Here is a 13,947-nt window from a genome sequence, read left to right on the forward strand (position 1 = left end):
TCGAGTCCTACTGCCGGAGTAATATTATTTAGTACTTCTCGCGAAGTACTTTTTTTGTGCAAAATGATATTTGTTTTGTGCATTATGTTGTGTTTTTGCAAACGTTTTCGTGGTATTATTTATTTATTAAATAAGTTAATAAACGAATGGAGAAACAATGGTAGAATTAAAATTAAATCACATTTACAAAAAATATCCAAAAAGCAGTCATTATGCAGTTGAAGATTTTAATTTAGATGTAGCTGATAAAGAATTTATTGTATTTGTTGGACCTTCTGGATGTGGTAAATCTACTACTTTACGTATGATTGCAGGTCTTGAAGATATTTCCGAAGGTGAATTTTATATCGGTGATGAATTAATGAACGATGTAGCTCCAAAAGATCGTGATATTGCAATGGTATTCCAAAACTATGCGCTTTATCCTCATATGACTGTTTTTGATAACATGGCTTTTGGTTTAAAATTACGTAAATATCCAAAGGATGAAATTAAAAAACGTGTTGAAGAAGCTGCTGATATTCTTGGGCTCACTGAGTTATTAGATAGAAAACCAGCTGATATGTCTGGTGGGCAAAGGCAACGTGTTGCTATGGGTCGTGCTATTGTTCGTGATGCTAAAGTATTCTTAATGGATGAACCTTTGTCTAACTTGGACGCAAAACTACGTGTGTCAATGCGCGCGGAAATTGCTAAAATTCACCAAAGAATTGGTGCTACTACTATTTATGTAACTCATGACCAAACTGAAGCCATGACTTTAGCTGATAGAATTGTAATTATGAGCTCTACTAAAAATGAAGCTGGTGATGGAACTATTGGTCGTATTGAGCAAATTGGTAGTCCTCAAGAACTTTATAATACTCCAGAAAATAAATTTGTTGCAAGCTTTATTGGTAGCCCTGCTATGAACTTCTTTGAAGTGACTTTCAATGGTACAACAATTGATGATGGACAAGGATTTAAAGTTGATATTACTGAAGGACAAGCTAAACTTTTACGTGAAAAAGGATACGAAGGTAAGAAATTAATTTTTGGTATTCGTCCAGAAGATATTTCAGCTTCTAATGTAGTTCAAGATGTTTTCCCTAATTCTAAAGTTGATGCTGTAGTTGTAGTATCTGAACTTCTTGGTAGTGAAACAATGCTTTATTCTAAAGTTGGAGATACTGAGTTCGCAGCTCGTGTAGATGCCCGTGACTTCCACAATCCTGGAGATAAAGTAGAATTAACACTTAACGTAAGTAAAGGTCATTTCTTCGACTTACAAACTGAAAAGAGAATAGCTGCAAACTAATTAAATTGCTCTTCCTAATTTTATAATAGATTTCCTACCTTTCACTAGGTAGGTTTTTTTAGTAAAAAAGAGTATGACAGATATCATACTCCTATTTTTATATTAGGTTATTGTTCACCATGCTATCTATGGAAGACAATATAATATCTTTGTTTGTTCTAGTAGATTTCCAACCTAAGATATTTTTTGTCTTATCATTTGACACGTTTCGGCTTATTGAAAGCATTAATTTTCCTTCTTTCGCTTGTTTACTAAATAGTGCACTAGCATTTATTATCCAATTTGGAATTATTCTTTTAGTAACCTTATTAGAAAGTTGAGGTCTTTTTTCTTTAATTATTTTCGCTATTTCTTCCATTGAAATTTGCCCATCTGCACTTGCAATAAATCTTTGTCCATTAGCTTGAGGTGTTATCATTGCACGAATATGAATATCAGCCACATCTCGAACATCCACAATGTTTAATGGTAAATTTGGATAGGCTTTAGTTTTACCATCTAGCAACATATTAAAAAGGTCAAAGCTTCCTGAGAGATGGTTGCTTAAAGCTGGACCAAAGATTGCAACAGGATTAACGGTAGTAAATTCCATTCCATTTCCTTCGTTTTTTATAAAATCCCAAGCTGCTTTTTCAGCAAGTAGTTTTGATTTTTCATAGGCTGAAAGTCCAGTTTCCTCAGGATTTGTCCAATCATTTTCCGTTGTTGGAACTAATGAATTTTTTTGAGAGAAACCAATCGCCCCAAAGTTTGAAGTCATGACAACTCTTTTAACGCCTGCGTCACGGGCGTTGCGTAATATTCTTTTGATTCCTTCAATGGCAGGCTTCATTACTTCATTTTCATCTTTTGGTATTTCAAAGAAGACAGGTGATGCGACACTCAGAACATAGTCTCTGTCTTTCATTGCCTCAAGCCAGTTTTCATCAGATGATAGGTCAGCCTCAGCAAAACTTAGCATATCGATGTTAGCTACATTATTACTTTCAAGTGTAGTAATTATTTTGTCTTTGCCTGAAAGATTACGAACAGTAGTCTTTACATCGTAACCCTTTTCGAGCAGCTGTATAATAATATTTGTAGCAAGAAATCCAGTTCCACCAGTCACTAATACTTTATTTGTCATTTTTATCTCCTAAATTTGCTTATTTTTAACTCTTTAATATAATTAGTGTAAAGGCTAGAGTATACTCTAGGTCAAGAGATTTGATTGGAGAAAAGATGATTTATTCCATAAAAGAGGTTGCTGAAATTACAGGACTTTCAATTTATACTATTAGATATTACGATAAAGAAGGTCTTTTGCCTTTTGTTGCTAGAAATGATGCCGGTATAAGAGTATTTACAGAGAGTGATATTAATCAGATTCAGACAATTTGCTGCTTAAAGAATACTGGTATGGCTTTAAAAGATATTAGAAACTATATTGAATGCTGTATGGAAGGCACAGCTTCGATTGATGAACGTTCTGAACTTTTGACTGCTCACCGTGAAAGTGTGCTGGCTAAAATTAAGGAATTAGAAGACAATTTAAAAATCATTGATGGAAAACTTGAGATTTATAATTCTCCTAATTCAGATGAAATTATCACTTTTATGAGAGAATATGTAAAAAATGAGAAGAGAACTATTGAGGTAAAGGAGTAGAAGATGAGTAAGAAAAATATTACTATTTGGGGTCTTGGCATTGTTGGAGGAATTGCTGCTACAACATATTTACTTTTCCATGATACTAAAGAAACGGCTAATATTAATCTGTATGATGTAGAACTTGCAAATGATAATAAGGATACTACTGTCGAGTTTCACGAAGAATTTTTACCTGTTGATGATGGATTGAGTCTTTATATTTCTACTACTTGTCCAAAGAATGGAGATATAAAAGGAATCGTACAGATCATACATGGTATGAACGAACATGCTAGACGCTATCAAGATTTAGCAAACTTCTTAGCTAAGAATGGTTACTTGGTAGTTACGAGTGACAATCGAGGTCATGGTTTTTCTATTGATTCAAATAATCCTCATGGTCATATGGATAGCTATCAACGCTTGGTTGAAGATCAAGTTGCAATAAGTAATTATATAAAAGATAAAAATCCAGGACTTCCTTTATACTTATACGGACATTCATTTGGCTCACTTCTTGCTAGAATGTATTTACAAGATAATGATTTTCTTATTGATAAATTACTTTTAACAGGAACTGTTGCCCATTTCAAAATGTCTAAAGTTGGATGTTTTTTAGCAAATATTGCTAATAAGCTTGTTGGTTCTGATAGATCATCTTGGATTATTCAAAAGTTAGCGCAAGTTGGGGGTAAGGGTGATGATTGGATTACCAATGACAAGAAAGTATTAAAAGATATTAAAAAAGATCCACTTTGGATGTCTACTTATGATAATTCAGGGATTGCAACAATTTGGAAAAGTAATCTTGATTTAAAAGATGGTGAAAAATATAAATTTACAAACGAAAATCTTCCAATTTTAAGTATCACTGGAGCAGAGGATATTGTTACCGGTGGTAAAAAGGGACTAGAAGATACAAAGAAGACTCTAGAAGAAATTGGTTATAAAAATATTGAAATAATAAATCTTCCAAATATGAAGCATGAAGTGATAAATGAACTTGATAATGAAAAAGTTTATGATTTGATTTTGAATTTTTTTGATAAATAATTAAAAGGACTGGAAATATTTCCAATCCTTTTTTGGTTCATATTAACGGATTACTTCAATTTTATAGCCGTCGGGGTCTGTTACAAAGTAATAGAAAGTATCTGTTTCGGGTAATCCTTTAATTTCAGTGATATTAAAACCACCTTCTTTGTGTTTTGCATGTTGTGCTTCAATATCATCAACCAAAATCGCAATATGACCATAACCATTTCCAAGGTCATATGCTTCTGCACCGTAATTATGAGTAAGTTCTAATTCATAATCATCACCTGGTAAAGTTAAGTAGATTAAGCTGAATGAATACTCAGGGAAATCTAATTTACGTGCTACTTCAAAGCCAAAGGCCTCTTGATAAAATTTAATTGATGCATCAATGTCCTTTACGCGGACACAAGTATGAGCCATTTTCATAATAGTTATCTTCCTTTCAAATTTATTAACGATTAAAATGTGGGTTATACATTTTTTCTGTACCGATATCAGTTTTTGGACCATGTCCTGGATATACTTCGTAATTCTTTGGCAAAGTAAATAGTTCTGTACGAATACCATTTAGAAGTTGATCATAGTCACCAGTATAGAGGTTGGTGATTCCAACAGTACCTTTAAATAGTGCATCGCCAGTCAATACAAGTTCATCATCATCAAAGATAAAGCTTACGCCACCAATTGAATGACCTGGAGTTGGGACAACCTTGAATTTGAATCCGTCCATATCATAGTCGTTATACATTTCATATTCATAGTCAGCCGGATCCACAATAACATCTTCAAGCCCATCTTGGTGACCAAATTGATGTGACTGATTGTATTCAGGTGTATATAGCCAAGTAACTTCAGGAGTCGCAACATATACAGGTACATCAGGATATTTTTCCTTGATGGCTGGAATGCTGATGATATGGTCGTAGTGTGCATGTGTTAGTAGTATCGCAGTTAGCGGAAGATTAATTTCTTCAATTTTATCCATAATTTTTTTAGTGTCACTACCTGGGTCAACTACTATAAGATTAGTGTCATTTGATAAGAAATAAGTGTTTTCGTTCATAACCTTATTAATAATTTTTTCAATTTTCATATCTTTATTCTAGCAAAAAAAGCTTTTAGTCCCAACAAATTAAATTGCTAATTTATGATATAATTGTTATTAACTATTTAATAATGTTACGGAGAAAGCAAGTGACTAAATTTGCAGTGGTGGACCTCGAAGCAACTGACGCCCATCTTTCACAAAATAAAATTATACAAGTCGGGATAGTCATCCTCGACGGAGAAAAAGTAATTCAAAAATATTCTTCAAATGTAAATCCTCATGAAGAATTAGCGCCAATTATTTCTGATTTGACAGGTTTGACGGATGAAGTTCTATCTGTTGCTCCTGATTTTTCGGATATTGCCGAAGAAATTTCACTGATGCTTGAGGGCACAGTATTTGTAGCTCACAATGTCAAATTCGACTATAATCTTTTAAAGAAATCACTTAATGAATGTGGAATTGATTTTGATCTACCTAGCATTGATACAGTTGAATTAAGCAGGGTATTTTTCCCTGACTTTGAAAAATATTCTTTAGAGTATCTAAGTGAGAAATTAGACTTAACACATGACAATCCTCACGAGGCTTTTAGTGATGCATATGCAACCGCAAAACTTTTAATCCAGATTCAAAATAAAATTCGATCACTTCCAAGAGTTGTTGTAGGTGAAATAATTCGTCATGCAGGAAATCTTATTTATGAAACTCAATTAGTAATTAAAGAAGTTTTCGATCAAATGGATGAGAATGATAATGGCTATGTCACTAGACAAAACATTGCCACAAAGAAGATATCATTTGAAGAAGAAAATCCAAATCTTTCGAAGACTTTTGAAGAAAATATGGAGCGTATCAATTTATCCGTTAGAGAAAAACAGGCTAAAGTAGTATCTATTTTTGAGGATAAACTTGATAATCCTAAGGTATCATTTATTCAGGCACAAACTGGTGTTGGGAAAACCTATGCTTATCTTTTAGGATTGCTTGAGCAAGATAAGAAGATTGTTATTTCTACGTCTACTAAGGTCCTTCAAGAGCAGATTATGGTTAATCATGCTAAAGAGTTTAGGGAAGAATTTGGTATTAATATTTCTAAATTTTTAGGTTTTAAAAATTATATAAAAATAGAAGAATTTGTAAAAACTCTTCCAAATACCCAGTCAGGAATAAATCAAGAAATTTTCAAAATGAAAGTTTTGGTTTGGCTATGTCAGACAGAAACTGGGGAATTAAGTGAACTAAGTCCAATAATGACAAGTCAAGATTATTTAGATGAAATTGCTCACGATGGTAACTATAATCAGCTTTCTATGTTTTTTGAACAAGACTTTTTGAGACTTGCTCATCAGAAACTACAGCATTCATCAGCAGTAGTAATTAATCATGCATTAATGGTTGAGAAGATGAAAAATGAACCAGAATTTTTTGCAGAGAGAGTTTTAGTGGTAGATGAAGCCCAACAACTTTTTGGGGTCTTAGAAAATGTACAAGAAGAGACTATTGATCTAGATTTTTTAAATGATGAATTAGCATTAGTTGACTCCTTTACATCATCTCAGCCAGAATCAAATTTGAAGAAAAGGCTAAAAGAAAGTCTTAATTACCACATTAATTACTTACCTGATAGTAAGAGCAAAGTCTTACTTGATGCGGAGGAGTTGGGGCTTGAAGAGTTGGTTGATTTTCTTTCTAATACAGATGAATACTTCTTATGGAAAACAGATAATATTCTTCATAAAAGTCCTAAAGATTTCCTTGATTTTGCTCATCTTAACCCAAAATATTTGAAAACTTTTCTAATTGGCGCTACATTGAGTATGAGTGATTCGAATCGTCGGATCCCAGAATTATTAGGATTTGAAGATTATACATTCGATGAACTTCCTAGTAGACAAGCTGACAATCAACAAATTTTCGTCAGTACTGATGGTCCTAACATTGGGAATATGTCCAATACAACATTTGCTGAATATATTAAGGATAACTTACTTGATCTCGCTGAATTTGATATGCCAATTCTTGTACTATTAACAGCAAAAGATTTACTTAAGAAAACATCGGAACTTCTAATGCAAAATGGTGTTAATCATCTTGCCCAAGGTATTCATGGAACACCAAGTCAAATAAAGAAACGTTTTGATGACGGTAAATCACAAATCTTACTCGGACTAAATAGTTTTTGGGAGGGTGTAGATTTTGATAAACAAGATGAAATTATTGTAGTAATTCCAAGATTACCTTTTTCAACCCCTGACGATATCCTGATTAAAAAATATGCTGAACGATTTGATAATCCCTTCTATGATTTCAATGTTCCTATGACAACTCTTAGATTAAGACAGGCATTGGGTAGGGTGAATAGACGTCCTGAACAGAAGTCAGCAATAGTTATTTTAGACAAAAGGATTGCTGGTAAAAATTATGGTAAGAAAATGACTGCTAGTCTAATGGAAGTAGCACCGATTATTTTTGATGAAATCAACGAAATTAAGCGCCAAATCGTGAATTTTTTGGTATAATTCTAGGTAATACTGAACTTTTGAGGTATATTTTTGGGGTAAATTATGAGAAATAAAAAAATGTCATTAAGTACCCAATTGATTATTGGGTTCCTATCTATCGTAGTTGCGATTATGCTTGTTGTGATTATAACGACAAATGTTGCGAAGAAGCCTTATTCTCTTGCGAGAAGCCGTGCTATTGAAATTGCTAAAAGTAAGGCGAATTTGGAAAGTGCCTCAGTCTTTGATATCGTAAATACTGATCAGACAGTTTACTCTGTCCGCGGTAAGTCGAAGGATAAAAAGGATATAGCTGTTCTTATTTCTCAACCTAGTGATTCTGAGAAAAAAAATGAGGAAGAACCAAAGTTACGAGTGGTTGATTTAAAAGAGGGAGTTGCCCCAGATAGTTTGCCAGCTGCTAAGTCAGCAAACTATATTAGACTGGGTTTATATAAAAATGGAGAAGTTTGGGAAGTTAGGGATTCGTCTAACAACTACAAGCTGTATGATTTTAAAACAGGAGAAGAGCTATTATGATTTTATCGGATTTTGTCAATGGAATTGAAGAAAGTGTAACGCTTGCTGCTGCTGCTAAAGCAAAGGAGTTAAAGGCTGCAGGTCATGATGTGTTGATTTTAACTGTGGGAGAACCTGATTTTCCAACGCCAACAAATATTAATGCTGCTGCTAAAAAAGCGATTGATACCGGTAAAACAAGTTTTTATACACCTGCCTCTGGTTTGCCAGAATTAAAAAAAGCTGTTAACAAATATTTTGAAGATTTCTATGGATATTCGGTTTCTCCTAAAGAAGTAATAGTTACTTCAGGAGCAAAATTTGCAATCTATGCTTTTTTCATGAGTGTATTAAATAAGGGTGATGAAGTTATTATTCCAACTCCATACTGGGTAAGTTATTCAGATCAAGTTAAAATGGCATCTGGAGTTCCAGTATTTGTTGAAGGTCGCCAAGAAAATGATTTTAAGGTGACTCTTGAGCAGGTAGAAGCCGCTAGAACTGATAAAACAAAAGTTCTTTTAATCAATTCACCATCAAATCCTTCTGGTATGATTTATAGTGAAGAGGAGTTGCGTGAACTTGGTAACTGGGCTGTTGAACATAATATTTTGATCTTATCAGATGATATTTACCATCGACTTGTTTATAACGGAAGTAAAACGACAATGATTTCAACAATTTCTGATGAAATTCGTAAACAAACAATTGTTATAAATGGTTTAAGTAAATCATATTCAATGACTGGTTGGCGTATTGGTTTTGCGACTGGTAATCCGGAAATTATTGCAGCAATGGCTAAAATTGCTAGTCAAACAACAAGTAATCCGACAGCTGTTGCTCAGTATGCAGCAATTGAGGCAATTAATGGAGATCAATCTGTAGTTGATGCAATGAGAGGTCGTTTTGAAGAACGTTTAAACACAATTTATCCAATACTGAATGAAATTCCGGGTATTGAAGTAGTTAAACCACATGGTGCTTTCTATTTATTCCCTAATGTTAAGGGAGCAATGGAAATGACAGGATATGACAATGTTACTGACTTTACAGATGCTCTTTTGGAAAAAGAAGGGGTTGCTCTTGTAACAGGTGACGGTTTCGGTGCTCCTGAAAATGTGCGTTTAAGTTACGCGACTGATATGTATACGATTTTGGAAGCTCTTGATAGAATTAAGAGATTTATTGAAAATAATATGAAATAATGAAAGGTAGAAAATGAAAGAATTAATTTCTATAATCGATGTGCCTAAGCACGTTGGTGAAACTGTAAAAATTGGAGCTTGGGTAGCTAACAAGTCTGGGAAGGGGAAAATTGCCTTCTTACAACTTCGTGATGGTACAGCATTTTTCCAAGCTGTAGCTTTTAAACCAAACTTTATTGAAAAATTTGGAGAAGAAGAAGGACTTGAGAAATTTGATATTATCAAACATTTAACTCAAGAAACTTCTGTAATTGTGACTGGTACTGTCAAAGAAGATGAACGTTCAAAATTTGGATACGAGCTTGATTTAACTGATATAGAGGTAGTGGGAGAATCTAATGAATTCCCTATTACGCCAAAAGAACACGGTACAGACTTCTTGATGGATAACCGTCATTTATGGCTTCGTTCTTCTAAGCAACAAGCTATCATGCAAGTTCGTAATGCCCTTACTTACGCAACTTATGAATTCTTCCAACAAAATGGTTTCATTAAGTTTGATTCTCCTATCCTTTCAGGAAATGCTGCGGAAAATACAACTGATTTATTTGAAACTGACTATTTTGGAAATCCTGCTTATCTTTCACAATCAGGACAACTTTATCTAGAAGCTGGAGCTATGGCTTTCGGTCGAGTATTTGACTTTGGACCAGTATTCCGTGCTGAAAAATCTAAGACTCGTCGTCACTTAACTGAATTTTGGATGATGGATGCTGAATATACTTTCTTCACGCATGATGAGTCTCTTGATTTACAAGAAGCATATATCAAACATTTAATTAAGTATGTATTAGACAATGCATCATATGCTTTAGAAACTTTAGAACGTGATACAAGCTTACTTGAAAAATATGTAAATGAACCATTTAAGCGTGTTTCTTATGATGATGCAATTGACCTATTGCAAAAACACGAATCTGATGAAGATACAGATTATGAACATCTTGAACATGGTGATGATTTTGGTTCACCACACGAAACTTGGATTTCTAACTATTATGGAGTTCCAACATTCATTATGAACTACCCTTCAAGTTTCAAGGCATTCTATATGAAGCCTGTTCCAGGAAATCCTGAGCGCGTGCTATGTGCGGACTTATTAGCACCTGAAGGATATGGTGAAATTGTTGGTGGTTCTGAACGTGAAACTGACTATGATGTATTGACTCAAAAAATCATTGATTTTGGTTTAGATCCAAAAGATTATGACTGGTACTTAGACCTTCGTAAATATGGTTCTGTACCGCATGCTGGATTTGGTCTTGGACTAGAACGTATGGTTACATTCGTTGCAGGAACAGCTCATATCCGTGAAGCAATTCCATTCCCACGTATGCTACACAGAATAAAACCATAATTCTACTCTTTAAGAGAGTGAATTTAGAATAATAAAACTTCTGAGAAGAGAAAGACTTATCTTTTTCTTCTTTTTTATTACAAAATTCTTTTCAATAATATACTGATTATTCTAATTAGTTTGAAAATTTACTTGTAAAATATATTATATTCTTTTAAAATGGTGATAAATATGAAGGAGGAAAATATATATGAAGATAATAGCTACTGAAAATGCTCCACAAGCCATCGGCCCATATGTGCAAGGAAAAGTTGTAGGTAATTTACTTTTTGCATCTGGTCAGATTCCTTTAGACCCTAAAACAGGAGAAATGGTTGGCACTACTATTGAGGAGCAAACGGAACAAGTATTGAAAAATGTTAGGGCTATTTTGGCTGAGGCTGGAACTGATTTTGATCATGTTGTAAAGGCTACATGTTTTTTAGATAATATTGAAGATTTTGTGGCTTTTAATAATGTATATGCTACTGCTTTCAAGGCCGATTTTCCTGCCCGTAGTGCTATTGAAGTTGCGCGTCTGCCTAAAGATGCTCTTGTTGAAGTTGAGGTTATTGCTTATCTTGATTAAAGGTGAGCAATTTTTTGTTAATAGTTTTACTTTGAAAAGAAAGCGAATTCAAGGTATAATATAAGTATTAAAAGAAAAGAGGTATATACTATGATTAGATTTAACATTCGTGGCGAAAACATCGAAGTTACTCTCGCAATACGTGACTACGTGCAAAATAAAGTTTCTAAGATTGAAAGATACTTCAATGATGACCGTGATATTACTGCCCACGTTAACCTAAAGGTATATCAAAATAAGAATGCTAAGGTTGAAGTTACAATTCCTATGAAACAGTTAACTTTAAGAGCAGAAGATACTTCACAAGATATGTATGGTTCTATTGATCTTGTAGTTGATAAATTAGAACGTCAAATTAGAAAATATAAAACTAAAACTAACCGTAGAAAAAATGTTAAAGGTGTTAAAGATTACCCAGTTGAAGAACTTGTTGATTTTGAAGTAACAGAAGAAGTCGAAGAAGGTGCTAAAATCGTTCGTACTAAAGAAATAGATCTAAAACCTATGGACGCTGAAGAAGCAGTACTTCAAATGGAAATGTCTGGACACGATTTCTTTATTTTTACAGATGCTGATACTGAATCTACAAGTATTGTATATCTTCGCGAAGATGGTAACTACGGCTTGATTGAAACTAAATAATGTTGGATACGTTTTCATGTTATAAAATGAACATTATTTCTTGAAAATGTAAGTGAATTGAGTTATGATTAACTTATCACAAAGAGTGCTTTGCACTTTAAATAAAAAGGAGAATTCTCAAATGTCAATTATTACTGATGTTTACGCTCGCGAAGTCTTAGACTCACGCGGTAACCCAACTCTTGAAGTAGAAGTTTATACTGAATCAGGTGCTTTCGGTCGTGGTATGGTTCCTTCAGGAGCTTCAACTGGTGAACACGAAGCAGTTGAACTTCGTGATGGTGACAAATCTCGTTACGGCGGATTAGGAACTCAAAAAGCAGTTGATAACGTAAACAACATTATCGCTGATGCAATTATCGGTATGGACGTTCGTGACCAACTTGGAATCGATAAGACTATGATCGCTCTTGACGGTACTCCAAATAAAGGTAAATTAGGAGCTAACGCTATTCTTGGTGTTTCTATTGCTGCTGCTCGCGCTGCTGCAGACTTCTTAGAAGTTCCTCTTTACAACTACCTTGGCGGATTCAACGCTAAAGTATTACCAACTCCAATGATGAACATCATCAACGGTGGATCTCACTCAGATGCTCCAATCGCATTCCAAGAGTTCATGATCTTACCAGTTGGAGCTCCAACATTTAAAGAAGCTCTACGTTACGGTGCTGAAGTATTCCATGCTCTTAAGAAAATCCTTAAAGACCGTGGTTTAGAAACAGCTGTTGGTGACGAAGGTGGATTCGCTCCTAAGTTCGAAGGAACTGAAGACGGTGTTGAAACTATCATCAAAGCTATCGAAGCTGCTGGATATGTTCCAGGTGAAGATATCTTCATCGGATTTGACTGTGCTTCATCTGAATTCTACGATAAAGAAAACGGAATTTATGACTACTCTAAATTCGAAGGATCAACAGGAGCTAAACGTACAGCTGCTGAACAAATTGATTACCTTGAAGAATTAGTTAACAAATATCCAATTCTTTCAATCGAAGATGGTATGGACGAAAACGACTGGGATGGTTGGAAAGCTCTTACTGAACGTCTAGGTAAACGTGTTCAATTAGTTGGTGACGATTTCTTCGTTACAAACACTGATTACCTATCTCGTGGTATTGAAGAAGGTGCTGCTAACTCAATCCTTATCAAAGTTAACCAAATCGGTACATTAACTGAAACTTTTGAAGCTATTGAAATGGCTAAAGAAGCTGGTTATACTGCAGTAGTTTCTCACCGTTCAGGTGAAACAGAAGATTCTACAATCTCTGATATCGCAGTAGCTACTAACGCTGGACAAATCAAGACTGGTTCACTTAGCCGTACAGACCGTATCGCTAAATACAACCAATTACTTCGTATTGAAGACCAACTTGGTGATGTTGCTGAATACAAAGGTTTGAAATCTTTCTACAACCTTAAAAAATAATAAATAATATTATTTAAGACCTGCTGATGCAGGTCTTTTTTTGCTACAATTAACTCATTAATATATAAGGAGCCTTTCATGTCAACAACAGTATATATCGTTCGCCACGCGCAATCAGCAAAAGATAAAGGAAGTGAATCGACCCGTCCTCTAAGTAATGATGGAATCATTGCTTCTGAGAAATTAGTTCAATATTATCTTGATAAGAATATTGAACAGGTCATATCTAGTCCCTATACAAGGGCAATACAAACGGTCGAACCTTTGGCAAAAAAATTGAATTTAAATATTGAAATTATTGATGATTTACGAGAGTGTAAGTTTGTGGCAGATAATCAAATTTTATCTGATTCTGAAGTGTATCCTTTGGTTGAAAAAATGTTTGCTGATGAGAACTATTCACAAACAGGAGCTGAGTCATTCAGTCAATGTCAATCAAGAGCATTGAAGACTTTATACACTTTACTAGATGATTATCAGAATAAAAATATTGTGTTGTGTTCGCATGGTTTTCTGATTATGAGCCTTTGTAATTATTTTGATAAGTCATATGACTTTGAAAGTCTTAAAAATTCAAGTAAGCCAGACCTATATGAGCTTATTTTTGATGATAAGAAGCTAAAGGAAATCACAAGAATAACTAGTTTGAACATATAAATTCCTTTAAAATGTAAAATAATATTTACATTATTTGTCAAATATGCTTTACTTATT

Annotated in this window: 14 protein-coding genes; 11 read left to right on the forward strand and 3 right to left on the reverse strand. The window is 34.0% G+C overall.

Going from position 1 to position 13,947, the window contains the following annotated elements; genetic code table 11:
• The first annotated feature begins 157 nt into the window (after positions 1-157).
• Positions 158-1,297, forward strand: a complete 1,140-nt coding sequence (locus BG261_RS03350; protein ID WP_070791775.1) for an ABC transporter ATP-binding protein — start codon at positions 158-160, stop codon at positions 1,295-1,297.
• A 97-nt stretch (positions 1,298-1,394) separates the two neighbouring features.
• Here the strand turns inward: BG261_RS03350 and BG261_RS03355 are convergent, their stop codons facing one another.
• A complete protein-coding gene (locus tag BG261_RS03355; RefSeq protein WP_070791776.1) occupies positions 1,395-2,423 on the reverse strand; it encodes an SDR family oxidoreductase in 1,029 nt (342 codons plus the stop codon).
• Positions 2,424-2,518: 95 nt separating this feature from the next.
• Here BG261_RS03355 and BG261_RS03360 point away from each other — a divergent pair, with 95 nt between their 5' ends.
• The gene (locus BG261_RS03360; RefSeq protein WP_070791777.1) at positions 2,519-2,944 is read left to right on the forward strand and encodes a MerR family transcriptional regulator; all 426 of its coding nucleotides are present in this window, start codon (positions 2,519-2,521) and stop codon (positions 2,942-2,944) included.
• Between the two features lie 3 nt (positions 2,945-2,947).
• Positions 2,948-3,979: an alpha/beta fold hydrolase gene (locus tag BG261_RS03365; protein ID WP_070791778.1), complete on the forward strand. Its 1,032-nt coding sequence runs from the start codon at positions 2,948-2,950 to the stop codon at positions 3,977-3,979.
• Positions 3,980-4,021: 42 nt separating this feature from the next.
• On the opposite strand, the gene gloA is transcribed toward BG261_RS03365, so the two are convergent.
• Positions 4,022-4,390 carry a lactoylglutathione lyase gene (gloA, locus tag BG261_RS03370; protein ID WP_070791779.1) on the reverse strand — a complete coding sequence of 123 codons (369 nt, stop codon included), beginning with the start codon at positions 4,388-4,390 and terminating at the stop codon, positions 4,022-4,024.
• 25 nt (positions 4,391-4,415) lie between these two features.
• On the reverse strand, positions 4,416-5,057 hold the full coding sequence (locus tag BG261_RS03375; RefSeq protein ID WP_070791780.1) for an MBL fold metallo-hydrolase: 642 nt from the start codon (positions 5,055-5,057) through the stop codon (positions 4,416-4,418).
• Between the two features lie 101 nt (positions 5,058-5,158).
• Here BG261_RS03375 and BG261_RS03380 point away from each other — a divergent pair, with 101 nt between their 5' ends.
• The 8 genes from BG261_RS03380 to BG261_RS03415 all read left to right on the forward strand — a co-directional run bounded on the left by BG261_RS03380 (position 5,159) and on the right by BG261_RS03415 (position 13,890).
• The gene (locus BG261_RS03380; protein ID WP_075201837.1) at positions 5,159-7,534 is read left to right on the forward strand and encodes a helicase C-terminal domain-containing protein; all 2,376 of its coding nucleotides are present in this window, start codon (positions 5,159-5,161) and stop codon (positions 7,532-7,534) included.
• Positions 7,535-7,579: 45 nt separating this feature from the next.
• A complete protein-coding gene (locus BG261_RS03385) occupies positions 7,580-8,056 on the forward strand; it encodes a cell wall elongation regulator TseB-like domain-containing protein (RefSeq protein ID WP_070791782.1) in 477 nt (158 codons plus the stop codon).
• A complete protein-coding gene (locus tag BG261_RS03390; RefSeq protein WP_070791783.1) occupies positions 8,053-9,240 on the forward strand; it encodes a pyridoxal phosphate-dependent aminotransferase in 1,188 nt (395 codons plus the stop codon). The genes BG261_RS03385 and BG261_RS03390 overlap by 4 nt, the downstream gene beginning before the upstream one ends.
• Before the next feature lie 13 nt (positions 9,241-9,253).
• A complete protein-coding gene (asnS, locus tag BG261_RS03395; protein ID WP_070791784.1) occupies positions 9,254-10,597 on the forward strand; it encodes an asparagine--tRNA ligase in 1,344 nt (447 codons plus the stop codon).
• A gap of 190 nt (positions 10,598-10,787) precedes the next feature.
• Positions 10,788-11,165, forward strand: a complete 378-nt coding sequence (locus tag BG261_RS03400; RefSeq protein WP_070791785.1) for a RidA family protein — start codon at positions 10,788-10,790, stop codon at positions 11,163-11,165.
• Positions 11,166-11,255: 90 nt separating this feature from the next.
• On the forward strand, positions 11,256-11,807 hold the full coding sequence (gene hpf / locus BG261_RS03405) for a ribosome hibernation-promoting factor, HPF/YfiA family (RefSeq protein WP_070791786.1): 552 nt from the start codon (positions 11,256-11,258) through the stop codon (positions 11,805-11,807).
• Between the two features lie 121 nt (positions 11,808-11,928).
• A complete protein-coding gene (gene eno / locus BG261_RS03410) occupies positions 11,929-13,233 on the forward strand; it encodes a surface-displayed alpha-enolase (protein ID WP_070791787.1) in 1,305 nt (434 codons plus the stop codon).
• 78 nt (positions 13,234-13,311) lie between these two features.
• On the forward strand, positions 13,312-13,890 hold the full coding sequence (locus BG261_RS03415) for a histidine phosphatase family protein (RefSeq protein ID WP_070791788.1): 579 nt from the start codon (positions 13,312-13,314) through the stop codon (positions 13,888-13,890).
• The last annotated feature ends 57 nt before the right edge of the window (positions 13,891-13,947 follow it).

Source organism: Floricoccus tropicus (assembly GCF_001832905.1).
GTDB lineage: Bacteria > Bacillota > Bacilli > Lactobacillales > Streptococcaceae > Floricoccus > Floricoccus tropicus.